At 68.3% G+C, this 20,783-nt stretch carries 23 protein-coding genes; 10 read left to right on the top strand and 13 right to left on the bottom strand.

Annotation, left to right across the window (positions count from 1 at the left end):
- Positions 1–3 precede the first annotated feature (3 nt).
- Positions 4–504, bottom strand: coding sequence for a DUF4142 domain-containing protein (locus tag M1K48_RS08795; RefSeq protein WP_249454543.1), 501 nt, complete (start codon positions 502–504; stop codon positions 4–6).
- Positions 505–621: 117 nt separating this feature from the next.
- On the opposite strand from M1K48_RS08795, the gene M1K48_RS08800 reads away from it, so the two are divergent.
- Positions 622–1,134 (top strand): acyloxyacyl hydrolase, encoded by a 513-nt coding sequence (locus M1K48_RS08800; RefSeq protein WP_249454545.1) that lies wholly within the window; start codon positions 622–624, stop codon positions 1,132–1,134.
- Here the strand turns inward: M1K48_RS08800 and M1K48_RS08805 are convergent.
- Together M1K48_RS08805 and M1K48_RS08810 are read right to left on the bottom strand one after the other, a co-directional pair.
- The gene (locus M1K48_RS08805; protein WP_249505222.1) at positions 1,131–1,472 is read right to left on the bottom strand and encodes a FluC/FEX family fluoride channel; all 342 of its coding nucleotides are present in this window, start codon (positions 1,470–1,472) and stop codon (positions 1,131–1,133) included. The two genes, M1K48_RS08800 and M1K48_RS08805, sit on opposite strands and share 4 nt — an antisense overlap.
- Positions 1,469–2,431, bottom strand: a complete 963-nt coding sequence (locus M1K48_RS08810; RefSeq protein WP_249454547.1) for a DUF808 domain-containing protein — start codon at positions 2,429–2,431, stop codon at positions 1,469–1,471. Before M1K48_RS08810 ends, M1K48_RS08805 begins: the two co-directional genes overlap by 4 nt.
- A gap of 110 nt (positions 2,432–2,541) precedes the next feature.
- On the opposite strand from M1K48_RS08810, the gene serS reads away from it, so the two are divergent.
- Both serS and M1K48_RS08820 read left to right on the top strand, forming a co-directional pair.
- Positions 2,542–3,801: a serine--tRNA ligase gene (serS, locus tag M1K48_RS08815; RefSeq protein ID WP_249454549.1), complete on the top strand. Its 1,260-nt coding sequence runs from the start codon at positions 2,542–2,544 to the stop codon at positions 3,799–3,801.
- Entirely contained in the window at positions 3,792–4,493 is a 702-nt protein-coding gene (locus M1K48_RS08820) for an alpha/beta hydrolase family protein (protein ID WP_249454551.1), read from the top strand. The genes serS and M1K48_RS08820 overlap by 10 nt, the downstream gene beginning before the upstream one ends.
- On the opposite strand, the gene M1K48_RS08825 is transcribed toward M1K48_RS08820, so the two are convergent.
- Together M1K48_RS08825 and M1K48_RS08830 are read right to left on the bottom strand one after the other, a co-directional pair.
- Entirely contained in the window at positions 4,490–4,861 is a 372-nt protein-coding gene (locus M1K48_RS08825; RefSeq protein WP_249454553.1) for a hotdog fold thioesterase, read from the bottom strand. The two genes, M1K48_RS08820 and M1K48_RS08825, sit on opposite strands and share 4 nt — an antisense overlap.
- A 101-nt stretch (positions 4,862–4,962) precedes the next feature.
- Positions 4,963–5,721: a phenylalanine 4-monooxygenase gene (locus M1K48_RS08830; protein WP_249454555.1), complete on the bottom strand. Its 759-nt coding sequence runs from the start codon at positions 5,719–5,721 to the stop codon at positions 4,963–4,965.
- Between the two features lie 226 nt (positions 5,722–5,947).
- Here M1K48_RS08830 and M1K48_RS08835 point away from each other — a divergent pair, with 226 nt between their 5' ends.
- Both M1K48_RS08835 and M1K48_RS08840 read left to right on the top strand, forming a co-directional pair.
- On the top strand, positions 5,948–6,277 hold the full coding sequence (locus M1K48_RS08835; RefSeq protein ID WP_249454557.1) for a DOPA 4,5-dioxygenase family protein: 330 nt from the start codon (positions 5,948–5,950) through the stop codon (positions 6,275–6,277).
- Between the two features lie 12 nt (positions 6,278–6,289).
- Positions 6,290–6,442 (top strand): hypothetical protein, encoded by a 153-nt coding sequence (locus tag M1K48_RS08840; RefSeq protein ID WP_249454558.1) that lies wholly within the window; start codon positions 6,290–6,292, stop codon positions 6,440–6,442.
- Here the strand turns inward: M1K48_RS08840 and M1K48_RS08845 are convergent.
- Complete coding sequence (locus M1K48_RS08845; protein ID WP_249454560.1) at positions 6,436–6,669, bottom strand: 4a-hydroxytetrahydrobiopterin dehydratase; 234 nt, start codon at positions 6,667–6,669, stop codon at positions 6,436–6,438. The genes M1K48_RS08840 and M1K48_RS08845 overlap by 7 nt on opposite strands.
- 74 nt (positions 6,670–6,743) lie before the next feature.
- Here M1K48_RS08845 and hppD point away from each other — a divergent pair, with 74 nt between their 5' ends.
- The 3 genes from hppD to paaD are packed head-to-tail and all read left to right on the top strand — an operon-like array spanning position 6,744 to position 9,459.
- A complete protein-coding gene (gene hppD / locus M1K48_RS08850; protein WP_249454562.1) occupies positions 6,744–7,829 on the top strand; it encodes a 4-hydroxyphenylpyruvate dioxygenase in 1,086 nt (361 codons plus the stop codon).
- Positions 7,826–9,028: a 3-oxoadipyl-CoA thiolase gene (gene pcaF / locus M1K48_RS08855; protein ID WP_249454564.1), complete on the top strand. Its 1,203-nt coding sequence runs from the start codon at positions 7,826–7,828 to the stop codon at positions 9,026–9,028. The genes hppD and pcaF overlap by 4 nt, the downstream gene beginning before the upstream one ends.
- Positions 9,028–9,459 carry a 1,2-phenylacetyl-CoA epoxidase subunit PaaD gene (gene paaD / locus M1K48_RS08860; protein WP_249454566.1) on the top strand — a complete coding sequence of 144 codons (432 nt, stop codon included), beginning with the start codon at positions 9,028–9,030 and terminating at the stop codon, positions 9,457–9,459. The genes pcaF and paaD overlap by 1 nt, the downstream gene beginning before the upstream one ends.
- Positions 9,460–9,463: 4 nt before the next feature.
- On the opposite strand, the gene M1K48_RS08865 is transcribed toward paaD, so the two are convergent.
- The 7 genes from M1K48_RS08865 to trpD are packed head-to-tail and all read right to left on the bottom strand — an operon-like array spanning position 9,464 to position 16,917.
- Positions 9,464–10,375 (bottom strand): chorismate synthase, encoded by a 912-nt coding sequence (locus M1K48_RS08865; RefSeq protein WP_249454568.1) that lies wholly within the window; start codon positions 10,373–10,375, stop codon positions 9,464–9,466.
- Positions 10,372–11,661: a 3-phosphoshikimate 1-carboxyvinyltransferase gene (gene aroA / locus M1K48_RS08870; RefSeq protein WP_249505223.1), complete on the bottom strand. Its 1,290-nt coding sequence runs from the start codon at positions 11,659–11,661 to the stop codon at positions 10,372–10,374. The genes M1K48_RS08865 and aroA overlap by 4 nt, the downstream gene beginning before the upstream one ends.
- Positions 11,658–12,533 (bottom strand): SDR family NAD(P)-dependent oxidoreductase, encoded by an 876-nt coding sequence (locus M1K48_RS08875; RefSeq protein WP_249454570.1) that lies wholly within the window; start codon positions 12,531–12,533, stop codon positions 11,658–11,660. Before M1K48_RS08875 ends, aroA begins: the two co-directional genes overlap by 4 nt.
- Before the next feature lie 15 nt (positions 12,534–12,548).
- Positions 12,549–13,337 carry a tryptophan synthase subunit alpha gene (trpA, locus tag M1K48_RS08880; RefSeq protein ID WP_249454572.1) on the bottom strand — a complete coding sequence of 263 codons (789 nt, stop codon included), beginning with the start codon at positions 13,335–13,337 and terminating at the stop codon, positions 12,549–12,551.
- Complete coding sequence (trpB, locus tag M1K48_RS08885; protein ID WP_249454574.1) at positions 13,334–14,518, bottom strand: tryptophan synthase subunit beta; 1,185 nt, start codon at positions 14,516–14,518, stop codon at positions 13,334–13,336. Before trpB ends, trpA begins: the two co-directional genes overlap by 4 nt.
- Positions 14,508–15,854: a bifunctional indole-3-glycerol-phosphate synthase TrpC/phosphoribosylanthranilate isomerase TrpF gene (trpCF, locus tag M1K48_RS08890; RefSeq protein ID WP_249454576.1), complete on the bottom strand. Its 1,347-nt coding sequence runs from the start codon at positions 15,852–15,854 to the stop codon at positions 14,508–14,510. Before trpCF ends, trpB begins: the two co-directional genes overlap by 11 nt.
- The gene (gene trpD, locus M1K48_RS08895; RefSeq protein WP_249454578.1) at positions 15,847–16,917 is read right to left on the bottom strand and encodes an anthranilate phosphoribosyltransferase; all 1,071 of its coding nucleotides are present in this window, start codon (positions 16,915–16,917) and stop codon (positions 15,847–15,849) included. The genes trpCF and trpD overlap by 8 nt, the downstream gene beginning before the upstream one ends.
- A 215-nt stretch (positions 16,918–17,132) precedes the next feature.
- Between trpD and M1K48_RS08900 the strand changes: the two genes are divergently transcribed.
- Positions 17,133–18,128 carry a 2-dehydropantoate 2-reductase gene (locus M1K48_RS08900; RefSeq protein ID WP_249454580.1) on the top strand — a complete coding sequence of 332 codons (996 nt, stop codon included), beginning with the start codon at positions 17,133–17,135 and terminating at the stop codon, positions 18,126–18,128.
- A 56-nt stretch (positions 18,129–18,184) separates the two neighbouring features.
- Entirely contained in the window at positions 18,185–20,518 is a 2,334-nt protein-coding gene (locus tag M1K48_RS08905) for a putative bifunctional diguanylate cyclase/phosphodiesterase (protein ID WP_249454582.1), read from the top strand.
- Positions 20,519–20,783: the final 265 nt, after the last annotated feature.

Raw genomic sequence — 20,783 nt, forward strand, 5'->3', positions numbered from 1 at the left:
GCGCTACATCCGCACAATGTGATCGAGGTGGCCGCGCACCACCGGCGCCGTCGCGGCCGCAACCCCGCGCAACTGCGGCACGTCGCCGCGGCGGGCGTACCGCTCCATCAGCGCCAGCGCCTGGCGATGACTGGTGACCTGCTGGGCGCGATAGGTGGCGTCGAACGTCGCCGACCGTGCCAGCGCATCCAGCATGTCGCGATGCATCGGCCGCATCTGCGTCGGCACGCCGAAACCCGCGCTCGCCGCGGCCGCGCGCAGCTGGGCACTGGTGTTGGTGTGGTCGCGGATCATCAGTTCGGCATGCATCCGGTTCATCGGGTCACGGCTGCGCTGAAGCGCCAGCCGGCTACTCTCGATTTCGAACAGATCGGTCGACGCCGCCATGGCAATGAATGCAGGGGCGACCCGCGGGGTCTCCGTCATCCCCGGCGTGGTAGCGCAGCCGGTCAGGCTCACGCTGCCCAGTGCGGCAAGTAGGGCGAAGGGGGCAAGACGACGCATTGGAGCACTCCTGGGCAGCTTACGGGGCGACACGAGCCCAAGTGCCGGTGGCGCGTTCAGGTTCCGTCGCCTAAGCCTATGCAATCGGGCGATCTTCCCGATTTTGCCGGAGCGCTCATGAAGATTGTCCTACCGCTTGCTGCCGCAGCGCTATCCTGTCCCGCCGCCGCCTCGGCTGCCGAGCTATTCGCCGGCCTCCACGCCCATGGCGTCAAGACGCCGCTCAGCCTCAATTCCGACCGCGAGGGCGGCGCCGACATCAGCATTGGGGTCCGCGGCGGACGGATCGGCGGCACGCCGCTACAGCCTTATGCCTTCGGACAGCTCAACACCGACGGCGGCACCAACTTCCTTGCTGCCGGCCTGTCGGCGCGGTTTGGCGACCGCCTGTATGTCCGCCCGGGAGTTGGTGTCGCGGTGCATGACGGATCGGCCTCCAAGGTTGACCTTCCCGACCGCCTCGCGCTCGGCAGCCGGGTCCTGTTCGCGCCCGAGGTGGCGATCGGGGTCCAACTCAATGATCGCGTCGGGGTGGAGGCGAGCTGGGTTCATTTCAGCCACGCCCAGCTGGCGGGCAAGCAGAACCCGGGCATCGACAACCTGGGTGTGCGGCTGAACGTCCGGCTCTAACGAGTCAGCACCAGTCCCAGCGCCAGCCCGGCCAGCGATCCCGCGATGGTCAGCCCGGCGTACAGCAGCGCGGTGCCGGGCGCGCGTGACCAGAGCAGCACGGTGTCCAGCGCAAAGGCGCTCATGGTGGTGAACCCGCCAAGCAGCCCGACACCCAGCAGCAACCGCGCCTGATCGGATCCGCCGCTCCGTCCCAGCCATCCGGCCAGCATTCCCATCGCCAGGCAGCCGCCCAGGTTAACCGCCAGCGTTCCCCATGGGCTCGCCACAAGTCCGCCCAGCCACCAGCGGAGCAGTGCCCCGCCGCCGCCGCCGACGAAGACCAGAAGGGCGCTCAGTGTGCGCCCGCCTCGACGTCCGAGCCCTTTCGGCTTGGCAGCAGGCCCAGCAGCGCGACGATGACGCCGCCGACCACGATGCCTGCGACCGCGCCGCCAAGTGCATTCAGCACCCACTCCCACACCGGCACCGCGAACCCGATGCCCTCGGCGATGCTGTGGGAAGCGTCGTGGACGAAGTGAGGGATCGCCGCGGCGATGTTCAGGTCCTCAAGCCCGTGAAGCAGGATCTGCCCACCGACCCACAGCATCGCGGCGGTTCCGATCACGGCCAACGCAGCCAGCAGCTTGGGAACGCCGCGAACCAGTGCGCGGCCGAAGCTTTGCGCGAAGCTCGGTCCGCGCTCGGCCAGGTGCAGCCCGATATCGTCCAGCTTCACGATCAGCCCGACGACGCCGTAAACGCCGATCGTGATGGCGATCGCCACGACCGCGAGGATGCCGGCCTGCGCTCCAAGGCTGTTGGCTTCCACCTCTGCCAGCGCGATCGCCATGATCTCAGCCGAAAGGATGAAATCCGTTCGGACCGCGCCCTTGACCTGTCGATCCTCCAGTTCGCCCGGGTCGGCGACCTCGATCAGATCTTCAGCGGTATGGCTGTGCCCGCTGACCTTTTCCCAGATCTTGTGGGTGGCCTCATAGGCAAGGAAGGCGCCGCCGATCATCAGAAGCGGCGTGACCGCCCATGGTGCGAACGCCGCGAGCAGTAGTGCGGCGGGGAGCAGGATCACCAGCTTGTTGAACAGCGAGCCGCGCGCAATCTTGAAAATGATCGGGATTTCGCGAGCGGGGCTCAGTCCGGTGACATAGCGTGGCGTCACCGCCGTATCGTCAATCACGACGCCGGCCGCCTTCATTCCGGCGCGTCCCGCGGCGGCACCGACATCGTCGACACTGGCGGCGGCAAGCTTCGCAATGGTCGCCACATCGTCGAGCAGCGCAGCAAGTCCGGAAGGCATGGTATCCCCTTGTTCTTCGCCCGACTGCAAAGACGCAAGGCGAGTGCCGGTCAAGTCTCGGACGGTCGCAGAGGTTGCGTCAGAAGGCGCAATCGCGCATCCGCCGGGCCATGCTGGACCCCGCCTTCCTTCGCCAGAACCGCGACCTCGTCGCCCGCGCCGCAAGCCAGAAGAATGTCGCGCTCGACCTCGACGCAATCCTCGCTCTCGAAGGCGAAGTGCGCGGCACCAAGACCGAGGTCGACCGCCTCCGCGCCGAGCGCAATGCCATCTCCGCCGGATTCAAGACCGCCGCGCCGGAGGAAAAGGCCGAGCTCGGCCGCCGCGCCAAGGAAGCCGGCGCCAAGGCCTCCGAACTCGAAGCCGGGGTCGCCGACAAGGAAGCGCAGCTGCGCGATGCCCTTCTCCGCTTGCCCAATATTCCGTGGGACGGCGCACCGGTCGGGCCCGACGAGAACAGCAACGTCGTCATCCGCACCGAGGGCAGCCTTCCCGACTTCGGCTTCACCCCGCGTGACCATGTCGAGCTGTGCGAGATGAACGACTGGGCCGACCTCGGCCGCATCGTCCAGGTTTCGGGCAGCCGCCAATATTGCCTCAAGGGCCGCCTCGCCCTGCTCGAGGCCAATCTGATGGCGTGGGCACTGGGCAAGATCGCCGCCGCGGGGTTCACCCCGATCACCGTACCCGCGCTGGTCCGCGAAGAGGCGTTCGTCCGCCAAGGGCAATTCCCTGGCCACAAGGAGGAAACCTACCAGCTTCCCAACGACGACCTGTGGCTGGCCGGCACCGCCGAGGTGGCGTTGACCTCGCTCCACTCGGGCGAGATCCTCGACCTCAGCAAGGGCCCGGTCCTCTATGCCGGCTATTCGCCCTGCTTCCGCCGCGAGGCGGGCAGCGCTGGCCGCGACGTCCGCGGCCTGCTGCGCGTCCACCAGTTCGCCAAGGTCGAACAGTTCGTCATCTGCGAAGCAGACGAAGCGGTCTCAGCCGAGTGGCACGCCCGCCTACTCGGTCTGGCCGAGGAGCTGCTGACCGACCTCGAAATCCCCTATCAGGTGATCGAGACCTCGACCGGTGACATGGGTCTTGGCAAGTTCCGGATGAACGACATCGAAAGCTGGGTGCCCAGCCTCGGCAAATATCGCGAGACGCACAGCTGCTCGACCCTGCACGACTGGCAGGCCCGCCGCGCCAACCTCCGCTACCGCGATGAAGGCGGCAAGGTGCGCTACGCCCACACCCTCAACAATACCGCGCTGGCGAGCCCCCGGATCCTCGTGCCGCTGCTCGAGAACCACCAGACCGAGGACGGCCGGGTGCGCTTGCCCAAGGCGCTGCAGGGGCTGATGGGCGGGGAGTGGCTCTGAGCCGAGACGACAGCCTCGCCCCGCCGGGCTACCGCCGCTTCACCGAAGCGCTGAGCCTCGCGCCGCGGCTCCTCAACGGCTTCGGCCACCTCGGGCCGCGCGGGCCGGTCGACGGGCCGCCGGCACTGGTCATCCCCGGCTTCGTCGCCACCGACCGCACCACCCTGGAACTCCGCCGCGCCTTTGCCGAGGCAGGTTTCCGCACCCACCCCTGGGCGCTCGGCCTCAACCGCGGCGCCCGCGCCGACACGCTGGAGCGGCTCGAACGCCGGCTGGTCGAGATCGGCGACGGTGGACAAGTGCTGGTGATCGGCTGGAGCCTCGGCGGCTTGTTCGCCCGCGAGCTTGCCCGTCATCGTCCCGACCTCGTCAGCGCGGTGGTGACCCTCGGTTCGCCTTTCTCGGGCGACCTGCGCGCGAACAACGTCTGGCGATTGTACGAACTGGTCGCCGGCCACAAGGTCGACAATCCGCCGCTGCCGCGTATCCCGGACAAGCCGCCAGTCCCGACACTCACCTTCTGGTCCCGCCGCGACGGCATCGTCGCCCCTGCCTGCGCCCGAGGTCAGTCGCACGAGAGCGATGAGCGGATCGAACTCAACTGCAACCACATGGCCTTCGGAGTCTCACGCAAGGCCACCCGGGAGGTGGTGCGCGAAACCAAGCGCTTTCTGGAAGGTCTGCCCCGCTAGGCATGCTTCGCGGCAATTACGGCCAGCGTGATCCGCGACAGGCAGACCAGCTTGCCGGCCTCATCCTCGATCCGGATCGTCCACACCTGCGCCGTCCGCCCGACCGACTCGGCCGTGGCGGTGGCGGACACCCAGCCATCCCGCGCGGTGCGGATGTGGTTGGCATTGATCTCGAGGCCGACCACGCCCCACTCGGCGGGATCTACCGTCATCATGCCGGCATAGGAGGCGACCGTTTCGGCCAAGGCAACGGACGCCCCGCCGTGCAACCGGCCATAAGGCTGCACGGTACGATGGTCGACCGGCATCCGGGCCTTCAGCCAATTGTCGCCGCGCTCCACGAACTCGATGCCGAGGTGCCCAATCATGCAGCCCTCACCGATTCGCGTAGCAGTGACGGGATCGAAAGTGGAGTGGTGCCAGATGCTCATGCCGCAAAGCTAAGCAGAAGCGCTGGCCCCGCGCCAGCCTATGGCAGCGGCCCTTCCAGCGCCTCGACAATCTGCTCCATCCCGTCGGCGACCAGGTAGAGCGGCTGCATTGCATCGTGCCGGTACGGCGTCGCGACCGACGTTTCCGGCGTGAACCGCCGCCGCTCGATCGCCGGATCCTCCAGGCTCTTGGCCGCTTCCCCGAAGCTCGAGGCCAGCCCCGCGCCAAGGATGCGGGTTTCACCCTCCTCGCGCACCAGCCCGAATTCGATCGTGTGCCAGTAGAGCCGTGCGACCTTGTCGCCCTCCCCCGCCGCGATCGCCTTCACGCCCGTCTCGCCGAATTTCTGCATCGCGTCCGCGACCGCTCGGTCGGCGAGCATTGGCACATGGCCGTAGATGTCGTGAAAGCAGTCGGGCTCCTCGAGGTAATCGAGCTCGGCCCGGGTCCGGATGAAATTGCCGATCGGGAACGCCCGCGCCGCCAGCATCGCGAAGAAGGCCTCGTCGGGGACCAGCCCCGCCACCGCCACGCAGTGCCATCCGCTTAGCGGCTGCAGCTTCGCGTTCAGGCGGCCAAGCTCCGGGATGCCGCCATCGCGCAGCCCGATCAGCGCCAGCCCGTCCATGAAGCGCGACACGATCCGCCCCTCCAGCAGTTTCGTCTGGCGGTCGTGCAGGATGTCCCACGTCTCGTGGTCCTCGGCGCTGAACCGGTCCCAGCCCTGGTCAACCACATAGGCCTGCCAGCCCGGCAGTCGCGGGTTGGCTTCGGCACGATGGAATTGCTTGAACATGTTGGACGGTCCTTGAGAAACGAAAACAAAAAACCCCGCCGGGCGGTGCCTGGCGGGGTGGCGGAAAGCTGGTCCTGTCAGACGCGCGTCAGCCGATCCCCACCTCGTGGCGATAATAAGGAGCGGCGATGGCGACGTGCGCGGTCATGGGGTGAGCTTATGCGCGTTCGCACCTGAATGGAAGCCGACCCTTTTCCGCTGCCCTACCGCTCCCCATCTCGGCTGCATGGCGAGCGTCAGCGACTTTCACGTCCACCTCTACTTCGACCCGCAGGAGGTCGACCTCGCCCGCACCGTCGCGGCCGAGGTGGCCGAGCGATTCGGAGCCTCGGTCGGCCATTTCCATACCCGCCCGGTCGGACCCCACCCGCGCGGCTCGGTCCAGCTGACTGTCGCTCCCGACCGCTTCGGCGAGGTGGCTTGCTGGCTCCCGCTTCACCGCCGGGGCCTGACGGTGTTCGCGCACCCGTCCACCGGCGACGATCGTTCGGACCACACAAAGCACGTCATCTGGTTCGGGCCGAGCGAACCGCTCGCCACCGCCATGTTCGACTGAAGGAGAAGACTCATGACCGACGAAGGCAAGCGCATGGCGAAATATGCCGCAGTAGGCGCCGTGATCGGCATCCCGGCCCCGATCGTCGGGCCGTTCATCGGCGGCGCAATCGGCGCCTATCTGGCACACCGCAAGAACCAGCGGCTGACCGGCCGCAGTTACTGATCCGCAAGCCTGTCGATCACCTCCGCCAGCTCGCGATCTCGGTCGGTCACCCCGCCCGCATCGTGGCTGGTCAGGCGGAAGTCGACCCGGTTCCAGACGCTGGTGAATTCGGGATGGTGATCGACCTTCTCGGCATGCAGCGCGACCCGCGTGAGGAAGCCGAAGGCCACACTGAAATCGGCGAAGCGGAAGCTCCGATGCAGTCCGCCGTCCCGTTCTTTCCACATGCCCATTACCTCGTGCAAAGCTTGAAAAGGGACCATGCCCGGCGCAAGGGACCGGTGACAAGGAGATCCCCCCAATGGCTACCGCCACGCTCGAAAAAGGGCCGCTCGGCCTTGAGAACCCGATGGGCACCGACGGCTTCGAATTCGTCGAATATGCCGCCCCCGAACCCCAGCTGCTGCGTGACCTGTTCGCCAAGCTCGGCTTCCCGGCGGTCGCCAAGCACCGTACGCAGGACATCACCCTGCATCGCCAGGGCGACATCAACTTCCTGATCAACGCCCATGACGAAAGCCACGCCGCCGACTTCTCCAAGGAGCACGGCCCCTCGGCAGTCGCCATGGCCTTCCGCGTCAAGGACGCGGCGGCGGCCCACGCCCGGGCGCTGGAACTCGGCGCCACCAACGTGACACACAAGGGCCTCGGCTGGCCCGCGATCGAGGGGATCGGCGGCTCGCTGCTGTATCTGATCGACCAATATGGCGATCACGGTGACGCTTATGCCGACCTGTTCGATTATCTGCCCGGCCACGAAGAGGCGATGCAGGCGTCGGCCAGCCACCTCACCTATCTCGACCACCTGACCCACAATGTCCGCCGCGGGCGCATGAACCATTGGGCCGAGTTCTACGAGAAGCTCTTCAACTTCCGCGAGATCCGCTATTTCGACATCGAGGGCAAGGTCACCGGCCTGTTCTCCAAGGCGATGACGTCGCCCTGCGGCAAGATCCGCATCCCGCTCAACGAGAGCCAAGACGACAAGAGCCAGATCGAGGAATTCCTCCGCAAGTATAATGGCGAGGGCATCCAGCACATCGCGCTCGGCACCACCGACATCTATTCCAGCGTCGACATCTTGAAGTCGCGCGGCATTCCCTTCCAGGACACGCCCGACACCTATTACGACCTGCTCGACGCCCGCGTGCCCGAGCATGGCGAGCCGATGGAAGAACTGAAGAAGCGCCGCATCCTCCTCGACGGCGCGCCGACCGAGGGCCAGGGGCTGCTGCTGCAGATATTCACCCAGGAAGTGATCGGCCCGATCTTCTACGAGCTGATCCAGCGCAAGGGGAACGAGGGCTTCGGCGAAGGCAATTTCAAGGCGCTGTTCGAGAGCATCGAGCTCGATCAGATCCGCCGCGGGGTGATCAGCGCGGAATGACCGACGCCTTCATCTGCGACTACGTCCGCACCCCGATCGGCCGCTACGGCGGCGCGCTGAGCGGGGTCCGCGCCGACGACCTCGCCGCCATCCCCGTTCGCGCGCTCAAAGACCGAAACGGGGGGGTCGACTGGGCCGCGCTCGACGACATCATCCTCGGCTGCGCGAACCAGGCGGGCGAGGACAATCGCAACCTCGCGCGGATGGCCGGGCTGCTGGCGGGGCTACCGCATGACAGCGGCGGGGTGACGCTCAACCGCCTGTGCGGCTCGGGCCTCGACGCGGTGGCGATGGCTGCTCGCACCATCCGCTCGGGCGAGGGCGACCTGCTCATCGCCGGCGGCTCCGAAAGCATGAGCCGCGCGCCGTTCGTGATGGCCAAGGCGACCTCGGCGTTCGACCGCAATGCGGAGATTTACGACACCACTATCGGCTGGCGCTTCGTCAATCCCAAGATGCGCGAAGCCTATGGCGACGACACCATGCCCTCGACCGCCGAGAACGTCGCGGACGAGTTCAATGTCAGCCGCGAGGACCAGGACCTGTTCGCGCTGCACAGCCAGGAAAAGGCCGCCGCCGCGCAAGCCAACGGCCGCTTGGCCGCGGAGATCGTCGGCGTCGACATCCCCGGCCGCAAGGGCGAAGTGACGACCGTCGACAAGGACGAACACCCCCGCCTGACCCCGCTCGAAAAGCTGACCGCGCTGAAGCCGATCGTCCGCAAGGACGGCACGGTAACCGCCGGCAATGCCTCGGGCGTCAACGACGGCGCCGCCGCGCTGCTGATCGCCTCGGAAGAGAGCGCTAAGCGCTTCGGCCTCACCCCCAAGGCCCGCGTCCTCGGCTGCGCGGTGGCCGGCGTGCCCCCCCGGATCATGGGCATCGGCCCGGCCCCGGCAACCACCAAGCTGCTCGGCCGTCTCGGCCTGACCCTCGAGCAGATGGACGTGATCGAGCTCAACGAAGCCTTCGCCGCGCAGGGCCTCGCCGTGCTCCGCCAGCTCGGCCTCCCGGACGACGACGCGCGGGTAAACCCGAACGGCGGCGCCATCGCGCTCGGCCATCCGCTCGGCATGAGCGGCGCGCGCCTCGCCGGCACTGCCGCGCTGGAGCTAGCGCGTAACGGCGGGCGCTACGGCCTCGCCACCATGTGCATCGGCGTCGGCCAGGGCATCGCGATGGTGATCGAGCGGGTGTGATGCAGCCGATCTGGGACGTTCTCGCTGAAGTCGCCGACCCCGAGATCCCGGCCGTCTCGGTGGTCGAACTCGGCATCGTCCGCGACGTCTCGGAAGAGCGCGTAGTCATCACCCCGACTTACTCGGGATGCCCCGCGACCCTGTTCATCGAACAGAGCATCCGTGCCGCCCTCGACGCCGCCGGCTATCGCGGCACCGCCATTCAGACAGTGATCAGCCCGCCGTGGACCACCGAGTGGATCACGCCGGAGGGCCGCGAAAAACTGCGGCGTTACGGCATCGCCCCGCCCGAACCGTCGGGCGAAGTCCATTGCCCGCAATGCGGTTCAGCCGAGGTGGAAGAAGTCAGTCGCTTCGGCTCGACCCCGTGCAAGAGCCAATGGCGCTGCCGCGACTGCCTGGAGCCATTCGACCGCTTCAAATGCCACTAGGGCGTCAGCCGCACTGACCCCGGTGCAAGAGTTTGTGGTCGGCCAGGACCAGCGCGACCATCGCCTCGACCACCGGCGCGCCGCGGATCCCGACGCAGGGATCGTGCCGCCCGCCGATGCCGATGCTGCTGGTCGGCTTGAACGCCGCACGCAGGCGGATCGGGTGGCCGGTGGCGATCCCGCCGTCGATCCCGCTGGCCTGCATCAGCGGCAGGCTCGCCCGCCCGCTCGCTCGGCCCGCGGCGAAGCCTTCGCCGATTTCGACGCCCTTGACCGCGTTGACCCCCATCACCGCCGCCGCCAGGTCGGCATCCAGCTTGGCGTAAATGGGTGCGCCCCACCCTGCCGCCGCGCCCTCGGCGAGGCACTCGATCACCGCGCCCAGACTGTCCTGATTGCCCCGCGCCTCGTCGAGCAAAGCTTCCCACCGCTCCGGGTCCGCCTCGCCGCCGATCTCGGCCACGCGGGCGGTCACCGTCACTTCGGGAATGACCAGCCGCGCCACTGCCCCCGCCGCAACCCGCATCGCGGTCTCGCGCGCGCTCGCGCGGCCGCCGCCGCGTGGATCGCGGAAGCCATATTTCGCATCGTAAGCAGCGTCGGCATGGCCGGGACGCGGCGGCAGGCCGGCATAATCCTTGGAGCGCTGGTCGACATTGTCGATCAGCATCGCGATCGGCGTGCCCGTCGTCCGCCCCTCAAACAGCCCCGACAGGACCCGCACCCGGTCGGGCTCCTGCCGCGGCGAGACGTTCTTGCCCGTCCCCGGCCGGCGCTGGTCGAGGAAGGCCTGCACATGGTTCTCGTCGAGCGCCAGCCCCGGCGGGCAGCCGTCGACCACCACCCCGATCGCGGGCCCATGGCTCTCGCCCCAAGTAGTGAAACGGAACAGACGCCCGAAGCTGTTCCAGCTCATTCCTCCACCTCGTCGATCTTCGCCCCAAGCCGCCGCATCGCGTCACGGAAGGTTGGGAAGCTGGTCCCGATCATCTCGGCTTCGTCGACCACGATCGGTTGCTCGGCGGCGAGGCCCAGCACGAGGTGGCTCATCGCGATCCGGTGATCGCCCTCGGTCCTCACCGCGGCGCCGCCGCGGATCGCTCCGCCCCGGACCACCAGCGCATCGCCATCGGCGCGGGCATCGACCCCGCAAGCCGCAAGCCCCTCGGCCATCAGCGCCAGCCGGTCGCTTTCCTTGTGGCGAAGCTCGTCCAGACCCTCGATCCGGGTCTCGCCTTGCGCCCCGGCGGCGACCACCGCCAGGATCGGGATCTCATCCACCATCGAAGGGATTTCCTCGGCCGTGAACTCCGCCCCGAACAGCGGCCCGAACCGCACCCTCACGTCGCCGATCGTCTCGCCGCCGCGACCTCGGATATTGGCCATCGCCAGGTCCGCACCCATCCGCTGCAACGCCATCACGAACCCCGAGCGGTGCGGGTTGAGCAGCACGTCCTTCACGCTCACCTCCGACCCCGGCACGATCGCCGCCGCGCCAAGCACGAAGGCCGCCGACGAGGGATCGCCGCTGACCTCGACCAGCCGCGCCTCGAGCGTCCGCTTCGCGCCCAGCCGGGTCACCGTCCCGTCGCGCTCCACCTCGACGCCGAATTCGGCGAGCATGATCTCGGTGTGATCGCGGCTCGGCACCGGTTCGGCGATCTCGACCGGCTGGTCCGTTCCCAACCCTGCAAGCAACACTGCCGACTTGACCTGCGCGCTCGCTGGCACGTTGAGGTGGGCCAGTCCCCGCGTCACCGGCCCCGCGACCGTCAGCGGCAGGCGGTCGCCGCCCTCGATCCGGACCCCCATCGCTTCCAGCGGCCCGGTCACCCGCCGCATCGGCCGCTTCGAAAGCGAGGAATCGCCGGTGAAGGTCGCGCGCACGCCCTGTCCCGCCGCCGCGCCCATCAGCAGCCGCACCGCGGTGCCGCTGTTGCCACAATCGACCGGTGCCTCTGGCGAGCGCCACTGGCCCCCGATCACCCGCCAGCGACCCGGCCCGAAGCGCTCGACCCGGACCCCGAACGCGCGCAGCGCTTCGGCGGTGGCCAGCACATCCTCGCTCTCCAGCAGCCCGGCGATGACCGTCTCGCCCGTCGCCAGCGCGCCGAAGATCAGCGCCCGGTGAGACAGCGACTTGTCGCCCGGGACGGGAAAGGCGCCGGCGAGCGGGCCGCAAGGCGAGCCCCGGAGCTTCAGGCCCCGAGCGCCTTGCCGAGCTCGACCTGGCCCTGCTCCATCCCGCTCGCGGGCACGGTGGCGGTCGACAGCTCACCGATCTCGTCCAGCCGCTGCAGGATCACCGACGCAGCCTCCAGGTCGTCCAGCCCCTTGATCGAAATGCCCTTGGTCAGCGTGATATGCGCCTGCTCTACCCCCTGAGCGCCGGCCGCCAAAATGGTCCGGGTCGGCGCTTCTTCGGCGACCAGCGCCAGCAGCGCGGGGCTTACATATTCGGGGCCCAGCAGCTCCAGCGCCTGCGGGGGCAACAGATTCTCGGTCATCGCGGTGCGCGCGGTCGGGGCCAGCGCGTTGACGCGGATGTTGTTCTTGGCGCCCTCGATGGCGAGCGTCTGCATGAACCCGACCAGCGCCATCTTCGCCGCGCCGTAATTGGTCTGCCCGAAATTGCCGTACAGGCCCGAGCTCGACGTCGTCATGACGATCCGCCCGTAATTGCGCTCGCGCATGCCGTCCCACACCGCCTTGGTGCAGATGACGCTGCCGATCAGGTGGACGTCCATCACCAGCCGGAATTCGTCCAGCGTCATCTTGGCGAAGCTCTTGTCGCGCAGGATGCCGGCATTGTTGACGAGGATGTCGACCACGCCCGTCTTGGCGACCATTTCGGCCACCGCCTCCTCGTTGGTGACGCTTGCACCGAATGCCGACGCCTGCCCACCGGCAGAGCGGATTTCCTCCATCACGCTTTCGGCATTGGCGATGTTCTGCGGAATGTCGTTGACGACCACCTTCGCCCCGGCCCGCGCCAGCAGCAGCGCATGGGTGCGGCCAAGGCCCCCGCCGGCTCCGGTGACGATGGCGGTGCGACCTGAAAGCGAAACGGCCATGTGTCTTCCCTTTGACTAGTTCGACAGGCCAGTAGCGCCCTTGAGGGCGGTGACAAGTTCGCCGAGCGCGTCGGCATCCGCCCCGCACTTCACCAGCGCCGATCCCGCGATCACCCCCGCCGCCCCGCTGGCCAGCGCCTGGCGGACCTGCTCGGGTGTGGAGATGCCGAAACCCAGCACCGGTGGCGGCGCTCCGGCTTGGGCCAGTCCGGCGATCAGCGCGTCGTGGTCGAGCGCCAGAGTGGTGCTGGTCCCGGTCACTCCGGCCCGCGCCACGCAATAGGTGTAGCCGCCAGACAGCGCCGCGATCCGCTCCAGCACTGGCTGGTGCGTGTTGGGCGCGGCGATCATCACCAGCTCAAGCCCGGCCGCCTTGGCCGCCTCGCTATAGGGGACCGCTTCCAGGCTCGGCACGTCGGCGACCAGGATCGAGTCCGCTCCCGCCTCGGCTGCGTCGGCGAAGAACTTCTCCCGCCCGCGGGCGTGGAGGATGTTGGCATAGGTGAGGATTCCGATCGGCACCGCCGGGTGCCGCGCGCGAAGGTTGCGGATCAGGTCAAAGCTGTCGTCGACCCGCATCCCCGCCGCCAGCGCCCGCTCGGACGCGGCCTGGATCACCGGCCCGTCGGCGACCGGATCGCTGTAGGGAATGCCGACCTCGATCATGTCGGCGCCGGCCTCGACCACGGTGTCGAGCAGCCTTGCGCTGGTCTCCTTGTCCGGATCGCCGAGCATCAGGAAGGCCCCGAACGCACCCTCATTGCGCTGCTTCAGCCGCTCGAACATCTGTGCGTAGCGGCTCATTGCGCAGCCTCCGGCTTCAACAGCTTGACCGCGCTTGCCATGTCCTTGTCCCCGCGGCCCGACAGATTGACCAGGATGATCGTGTCCTTCGTCGCCCGCTCCGCCTCGGCCAGGGCAAAGGCGATCGCGTGGGCGCTTTCGAACGCCGGGATGATCCCCTCCGACCGCGACAGCGCCTGGAAAGCCGCCAGCGCATCGGCGTCGGTGATCCCGACATATTCCGCCCGCTCGCTTTCCTTCAAGAACGCATGCTCCGGCCCGACGCCGGGATAATCGAGCCCGGCCGACATCGACCAGGTGTCGGCGATCTGCCCGTCGCTGTCCTGCAGTAGCAGAGTTTCGGTCCCGTGCAGGATGCCGGGCGTGCCCTTGAGGATGGTCGCGCCATGCTCGTGCCCGTGAAGCCCCTTGCCGGCCGCCTCGCACCCGACCAACCGCACGTCCTCATCCGCGACGAAGTCGGCGAACATGCCGATCGCGTTGGAGCCGCCGCCGACGCAGGCCGTGACGATGTCAGGCAGGCGGCCTTCGATCTCCAGCACCTGGGCCCGCGCCTCCTTGCCGATCACCCGCTGGAACTGGCGAACCATGGTCGGGAACGGGTGCGGACCGGCCGCGGTGCCGAGGAGATAATGGGTGTCGGCGAAGGTCGCGGTCCAGTCGCGCAACGCCTCGTTGACCGCATCCTTCAGCGTCCGGTCGCCGGCGGTCACCGGCACCACCTTGGCCCCCATCAGCTCCATCCGGAATACGTTCAGCTGCTGGCGGGCGACGTCGTCGGCGCCCATGAAGATCTCGGTCTCCAGCCCGAACAGCGCCCCTGCCAGCGCGGTCGCGACGCCATGCTGGCCCGCGCCCGTCTCGGCGATCAGCCGGCGCTTGCCCATTCGCTTGGCAAGCAGCGCCTGGCCGAGCACCTGGTTGGTCTTGTGCGCGCCGCCGTGCAGCAGGTCCTCGCGCTTGAGATAGATGCGTGCCTGCGTCCCCTTGCCGAGGTTGCGACAGCGGGTCAGCGGGGTCGGGCGCCCGGCATAGGTGGTAAGCAGCTCCTGCAGTTCGGCCTTGAACCCATCATCCTCTTCCGCCTCGAGGAACGCCGCTTCCAACTGCTCCAATGCGGGAACCAGGATTTCGGGCACGAAGCAGCCCCCGAACCGGCCGAAACGTCCGTCATGCTTCATCAGAAATTCTCCGGTCGGGAAGTCGCAGCGCGTCGAACAGCGCCCGTATCTTGTCGTGATCCTTGATGCCCGGCGCTGCTTCCAGCCGCGAGCTGGCATCGAGGCCGTAGACCCCGGTCCGCTGCGCCGCGCGGGCGTTGTCGGGGCCAATTCCGCCGGCCAGGAAGGCGCTCGCTTTGGCCGGGTGCGCAGAGACCGCCGCCCAGTCGCAGGTCGCGCCGGTCCCGCCACCCGGCGAATCGAATAGGAGCCGGTCGCCGCCGCGCTCCTCGAAGCCCGCAGTCCAAATCTCGCCCGCGAACGCCTTGCGCAATTCGGCGACGTCGTCCGCCGGTTCACTTCCATGCAATTGTACGGCGGCAAGGCTGAGCGCTTCGGCGACCTGAGCAACCTGGCTCCGCCGCTCGTCACGAAAGACCCCGACCGGCTTCAGTCCGGCGTCTCGCATGGCCTTGGCCAGCTCGCCTGCCCGCGCGGTTTCAACGAAGCGCGGCGTGCCCTCCACCAGGATGATTCCGCCATGCGTCGCGCCCGCCGCAGCGGCTGACGCGATATCCTCCTCGCGGGTCAGTCCGCATATCTTCACCCGCCCGAACACCAGTGCCCGTGCCGCCTCGCCGACATCGTCCGCCGCCATCAGTGAGGATCCGACCAGAAACGCATCGGCATGGCGCCCCAGCCGCCCGACATCGGCCCGCGTCGCCACCCCCGATTCGCTGACCAGCGCCACGCCTTCCGGCACCAGCGCGGCCAGCCGCTCGGTCACTGCAAGGTCGGTCTTCAGCGTCTTGAGGTCCCGATTGTTGATCCCGACCAGCGTCGTGCCCAACGCCAGTGCACGAGCCAATTCCGCCTCGTCATGCACCTCGACCAGCACGTCCATGCCCAGCCGATCGGCCTCGGCCATCACCGCGCGGGCCTCCTCGTCGCGCAGCACCGACAGCATGCACAGCACCGCGTCCGCGCCATGCCGCCGCGCCTCGCCGACCTGTGCCGGCACGACCACGAAATCCTTGGCCAGCAGCGGCCCGTCGAATCGTGCGCGGACTGTCTCCAGCGCGGCGAACGATCCCCCGAAAAAGCGCTCGTCGGTCAGGCAGCTGACCCCGTCCGCGACGCCCGCATAAGCGCCGATCGCCGTCTCGACCGAATGTGGCGAGTGATGCCCGGAGGGCGAGGCGCGCTTCACTTCCATCAGGAAACGCGCGCCCGGTCGGCTCAGTGCCGCGCGCAGACTGCGCGTGGTCGGCGCGATCCCGCTGGAGTCGAACCCGCGCAGCCGCTCGGCCACTTCGCGCCGCTTGTGCGCGACGATCTCGCCCAGCACGTCAGCCATGGGTCGCCTCGATGAACGCGTCCAGCGTGCGCCCGGCTGCGCCCGAACCGAGCAGCTCCATCGCCGTCGCGGCACCGTCGGTAAAGCTCGGCGCCAGTCCGGCGGTCCACAGCAACGCGCCGGCGTTCAGCGCCACCGCCTGATTCTCCGCCTGGGCGCCGCGCCCGTCCAGCAGCGCCCGCAGCCGCGCCGCATTGTCACTCGGATCGCCGCCCTCCAGCGCGTTAAGCGGCATCCGCTCGAACCCGGCCTCCTCGGGGGTCAGAACCAGTTCCTCCAGCTCGCCGCCGTCGAGCCGGATCGCCCGCGTCTCGGCGTGCAACGCGACTTCGTCGAGACCCGACCCGTGCACCACCAGCGCCTTGTCGACGCCGAGCGCCTGCAGCACCTGTGCGATCCGCCGCAGCATCTTCGCGTCCGCCACCCCCAGCAACTGCACCGGCGGTCGCGCCGGATTCACGCACGGCCCGAGGAGGTTCATCACCGTCCTGACGCTCAACTGCCGGCGCACCACCGCGGCATGCTTCATCCCCGAATGGTAGGCCGGCGCGAACAGGAAGGTGAAATCGGTCTCGTCGAGCACAGCCCGCGCGCGCGCCGGGTCGAGCCCGATCTTCGCCCCAAGCGCTTCCAGCACGTCGGCCGACCCGCATTTGCTCGAGACCGAGCGATTGCCGTGCTTAGCGACCTTAAGCCCGCCCGCCGCCGCGACGAAGCCCGCCGCGGTCGACACGTTGATCGTTCCCGACCCATCGCCGCCGGTACCGCAGCAGTCGGCGAACAGCCCGTCGGGCCGCTCGAACGGGGTCGCCGCCGCCAGCAGCGCCTGCGCCGCGCCGATCATCTCCTCGGGCGTCTCGCCCTTCATCCTCAGCGCGATCAGCATCCCGCCGATCTCGCCCGGCTCGAGCCGCCCCAGCACCAGCCGCTCGAACAGGTGCTGGCTGTCGTCGGCGCTGAGGTCCTCGCCCGCCAGCAGCCGCGGCAGCGGGTTGGGGACGGGGCCGGCATCGACCGGCGGAGCGGACGGGATGACGGCGGTATAATGGGCAGTCGGAGTCATGAAAGCGGCCTCACGGAACAACAAAAAACCCGCCGGGTGAGGGCGGGTCGCATCTGGTTTGGTCAAGCTGGTGGAAGGTGCAGGTGGCCTACCGCCAGCGCCATCGCGCCGCCGTCTGGATGTCTTGCCAGCGCTGCCAGGTCGGGGTCATGCCCCGTCTTTCCGGCAGGGCGTCCGCCTTGTCAACCTGGGTGGGAGGGGGCACCACTCGGCTCGTGGCCGAAAAGATCGTCATCGCGGGGGCCGGCAGCATCGGCTGCTTCATCGGCGGCCTGCTCGCACTCGGCGGCGCCGACGTGGTGCTCCTCGCCCGCCCGCGAATCGCCGCGGAGCTTGCCGCCGACGGCCTTAACCTCACCAGTTTCGAAGGGTGGAGCGAGCGGCTGGAACCCGGCCGGATCGGGGTCGAGACCGATCCCGCGGTTGCGCTCAGCGACGCCGGCGTCGTCCTGGTCACGGTGAAGAGCGGCGCCACTTCGGAAATGGCCGCCCTGATCGCCGCCCACGCGCCAGCCGGCGCCGAGGTGACCAGCCTCCAGAACGGTCTCGGCAATGCCGATCTGCTGCGATCAACGCTGCCCGGCCGCCAGGTCCACGCCGGGATGGTCAGCTTCAACGTGCTGCATCAGGGCGGGGGCCGGTTTCATCGCGGCACCTCCGGCCCGCTGGTGATCGCGGCCGGCGCACCGCCCCTGATCGCTCCGCATCTCGACATCCTCGCCCACGACAACATGACCGCCGTCCTCGCCGGCAAGCTCGTCTACAACCTCAACAATGCGCTGAACGCGCTGTCCGGCCTGACCTTGCGCGAACAGCTCGGCGACCGCCGCTGGCGCCTCATCCTGGCCTCCGCGCAGGACGAGGCGCTGGCCGTGCTGCGCGCCGAGCGAATCACCCCGTGGAGCCTCGGCAAGATCCCGGTGACCCGCTTCCCCCGCCTGCTGCGCCTGCCCGATTTCCTGTTCCGCCTCGCCGCCAGCCGCGGCGTGAAGATCGATGCGGCCGCCCGCTCCTCAATGTGGGAAGACCTGCAGCGCGGGCGGATGACAGAAATCGACGAATTGCAGGGCGCCGTGGTCGCGCGGGCGGCCGCGCTCGGCCTTCCCGCGCCGGTTAATCGTGCCATCGCGGAGGCGATTCGCGCTGCCGAACGCGCCGCGGCGGGCAGTCCGCGGCTCGATCCCGACCGGTTCCTGCCCCGGCTTTCTTAACTCCGTCTCAACCCAGAAGTCCTAACTCCGGTTCGTCCAGGAGTCTTGACGAGCCGATGTACGAAGCCCCCGACCGTTACAAGCGTATGATCGCCGCTCGGCTTCCCGACGGCGAATCGGCCGGATTTTCCCGCGAGAGCGGTTCCGCGGCCTCCCCGCTGAAGGATGTGCAGCTGATCGCCCGCGGCCAGCTTGCCCCCTTCTTCGCCCTCACCAACATCGCCGCCGCCTGCCTGTTCGTCGCCGCTTTGTGGGGCTCGACGTCGCCCGTTCTGCTGCTCGGCTGGGCCGGCCTCGTCGCGGCGGTCAACTACCTTGCGATGCGCTGGAGCCAGAGCCAGGCGGTGACCTGCGTCGGCCGCGCCGGCCAGTCGGTCCCGCTGGGAATGATGATCGGCGATGTCGCGATCCGCGCCGCCCTGTGGCTCAGCCTTCCGCTCTACCTCTTCCCGACCCTGTCCAGCAGCGGGCAGATCATTACCGGGACGCTGCTCGCGGGGGTCGGCGTTGCCGGCCTTGGGCTGGTCGTGGTGTTCGCCTGCGCGGTCGCCTGGGTCGGCGCGTTCACGCTCGGGCTGTGCGTGTCGCTGATCTTCATGCATTCGACCATCGCCCTCCAGCAGGTGATTGCCCTGCTGCTTGTGCCCGGCGTGTCGAGCGCCGGGATCCTGATCGTCGCGCGGTGGGCGGCGGACCAGCTCAAGACCAGTGCCGACATGGGCTCGCAGTCGGAAAGCGCGTCGCTCCTGCTCGGTGAATATGAGCAGCGCGGCGTGGGCTGGCTATGGCAGGTCGATGCCGAAAATCGCGTCACCTACATCTCCAGCCGGATGGGCTCGCTGATCGGCAAGCCCTCGGCCCAGATTCTCGGCCATTCAATGCCCTCGCTGCTCGGCGGGCACTCCGACCTCGGCCAGATCCTGCTCGACAAGCAGACTTTCACCAACCTCGAGATGGAGCTGCGCACCAACCGCGGCAACCGCTGGATCTCGCTGTCGGGCGACCCGATCATCGACACCGCCGGTCGGTTCGAAGGCTTCCGCGGGGTCGGGCTCGACATCACCGACGTCCGCCACACGCAGGAGCGGCTGACCCATCTCGCCAATGTCGACGTGCTGTCGGGCCTGCCCAACCGCGGCCGGGTCCGCCAGCTGCTCGGAGACGCGCTGCGCGGCGCGACCGCCGGCAACGTCCCCTGCGCGATCATGTTCCTCGACCTCGACGGCTTCAAGCCGGTCAACGATACCTTCGGCCATCCCAAGGGCGACGCAGTGCTGCAGGCCGTCGCCAAGCGGCTGTGCGACGAAGTCGCGGCCGATGGCCATGTCGGGCGCCTCGGCGGCGACGAATTCGCGATCGTCATTCCCGACGGTCAGAGCCGCCGCAAGGTCGAGCAGCTCGCCGACCGGATCATCGTCGCGATCGCCGAGCCTTATTCGATCGACGGCACCGAGATTCGCATCGGAGTCTCGGTCGGCTGCGCCTTCGGCCCGATTGACGGCGCCACGGTCGACGACCTCATCCTCAAGGCCGACCTGGCGCTGTACCAAGCCAAGGACGCCGGCCGCGGCGTGGTCCGCTACTTCAGCTCGGAATTGCAGAGCGAGCAGGAAGACCGCGTCCGGCTCGAGGCCGACCTGCGCGCCGCGCTCGAGCTGCGGCAATTCTATCTCGCCTTCCAGCCGCTGGTCAGTGCCAAGAACCAGAAGCTGGTCGGGTTCGAGGCGCTGGTCCGCTGGAACCACCCGCGCCGCGGCTTCGTGCCGCCCAACGTGTTCATCCCGGTGGCCGAGGAATGCGGGCTGATGGGCCCGCTCGGCGAACTGATCATCGAGGAAGCCTGCCGCGCCGCCGCGACCTGGCCTGCGCCGATAACCGTCGCGCTCAACGTCAGCCCCAAGCAGATCATCCTGCCCAACCTGCCCAACGTGGTCAGCCAGGCGCTCGCCCGCCACAAGTTGCCTGGCAACCGGATCGAGCTGGAAGTCACCGAAGGCGTGTTCCTCGACAGCTCCAGCCGCAGCCTCGACATCCTCGGCCGCCTGCGCGCGCTGGGCGTCGGGATCGCGCTCGACGACTTCGGGACCGGCTACTCCTCGATCGGCTATCTGAACAAGGCTGTGTTCCACAAGCTGAAGATCGACGGCAGCTTCGTGCGCGATGCCGGCACCCGCCCGGGCAATGTCGCGATCATCAAGTCGATCGTCCAGCTCGCCAAGGATTTCCGCATGTCGGTCACCGCCGAGGGCGTCGAGACCGCCGAGGATTTCGAGCGAATGCGCGAACTCGGCTGCGATACAATCCAAGGTTATCTGTTCGGCAAGCCGCTGTCCTATGACCGCGCCAACCAGCTGGTCATGGGCCTCGACGCCCGCAAGCTCGCCAGCTGACACGCGCGGTCATCCGTGCCGCCGTCACGGAAGCGACAATGGGCTGCCACGGAACCGCTCGAAAGCTGCAACCGACCTGTCGCACGACCATCCTAAGCTGCTGTCGGCGGCCAAGCGGGCTGCTTGGGGAGCTCCGACCGTCATGAACAAGCCGGCTTCGAACGTCTTCAGGACAATTCTCTTCGCGCTTGTCACTGATCCCGCTCGACCGCTTCTCAACCGGCCTGGGGTCAAGCAGGCGCGGCGCTGATCAAGGCGCGCTGAT

The sequence above is a fragment of the Sphingomonas glaciei genome (genome assembly GCF_023380025.1).
Taxonomy (GTDB): domain Bacteria; phylum Pseudomonadota; class Alphaproteobacteria; order Sphingomonadales; family Sphingomonadaceae; genus Sphingomicrobium; species Sphingomicrobium glaciei.

Bases quoted from the DNA above. Each gene is read 5' to 3' on its own strand.
- M1K48_RS08795 (WP_249454543.1), bottom strand. From the start codon at position 504: ATGCGTCGTCTTGCCCCCTTCGCCCTACTTGCCGCACTGGGCAGCGTG.
- M1K48_RS08800 (WP_249454545.1), top strand. From the start codon at position 622: ATGAAGATTGTCCTACCGCTTGCTGCCGCAGCGCTATCCTGTCCCGCC.
- M1K48_RS08810 (WP_249454547.1), bottom strand. From the start codon at position 2,431: ATGCCTTCCGGACTTGCTGCGCTGCTCGACGATGTGGCGACCATTGCG.
- serS (WP_249454549.1), top strand. From the start codon at position 2,542: ATGCTGGACCCCGCCTTCCTTCGCCAGAACCGCGACCTCGTCGCCCGC.
- M1K48_RS08825 (WP_249454553.1), bottom strand. From the start codon at position 4,861: ATGATTGGGCACCTCGGCATCGAGTTCGTGGAGCGCGGCGACAATTGG.
- M1K48_RS08830 (WP_249454555.1), bottom strand. From the start codon at position 5,721: ATGTTCAAGCAATTCCATCGTGCCGAAGCCAACCCGCGACTGCCGGGC.
- M1K48_RS08835 (WP_249454557.1), top strand. From the start codon at position 5,948: ATGGCGAGCGTCAGCGACTTTCACGTCCACCTCTACTTCGACCCGCAG.
- M1K48_RS08840 (WP_249454558.1), top strand. From the start codon at position 6,290: ATGACCGACGAAGGCAAGCGCATGGCGAAATATGCCGCAGTAGGCGCC.
- M1K48_RS08845 (WP_249454560.1), bottom strand. From the start codon at position 6,669: ATGTGGAAAGAACGGGACGGCGGACTGCATCGGAGCTTCCGCTTCGCC.
- hppD (WP_249454562.1), top strand. From the start codon at position 6,744: ATGGCTACCGCCACGCTCGAAAAAGGGCCGCTCGGCCTTGAGAACCCG.
- pcaF (WP_249454564.1), top strand. From the start codon at position 7,826: ATGACCGACGCCTTCATCTGCGACTACGTCCGCACCCCGATCGGCCGC.
- paaD (WP_249454566.1), top strand. From the start codon at position 9,028: ATGCAGCCGATCTGGGACGTTCTCGCTGAAGTCGCCGACCCCGAGATC.
- M1K48_RS08865 (WP_249454568.1), bottom strand. From the start codon at position 10,375: ATGAGCTGGAACAGCTTCGGGCGTCTGTTCCGTTTCACTACTTGGGGC.
- M1K48_RS08875 (WP_249454570.1), bottom strand. From the start codon at position 12,533: ATGGCCGTTTCGCTTTCAGGTCGCACCGCCATCGTCACCGGAGCCGGC.
- trpA (WP_249454572.1), bottom strand. From the start codon at position 13,337: ATGAGCCGCTACGCACAGATGTTCGAGCGGCTGAAGCAGCGCAATGAG.
- trpB (WP_249454574.1), bottom strand. From the start codon at position 14,518: ATGAAGCATGACGGACGTTTCGGCCGGTTCGGGGGCTGCTTCGTGCCC.
- trpCF (WP_249454576.1), bottom strand. From the start codon at position 15,854: ATGGCTGACGTGCTGGGCGAGATCGTCGCGCACAAGCGGCGCGAAGTG.
- trpD (WP_249454578.1), bottom strand. From the start codon at position 16,917: ATGACTCCGACTGCCCATTATACCGCCGTCATCCCGTCCGCTCCGCCG.
- M1K48_RS08905 (WP_249454582.1), top strand. From the start codon at position 18,185: ATGTACGAAGCCCCCGACCGTTACAAGCGTATGATCGCCGCTCGGCTT.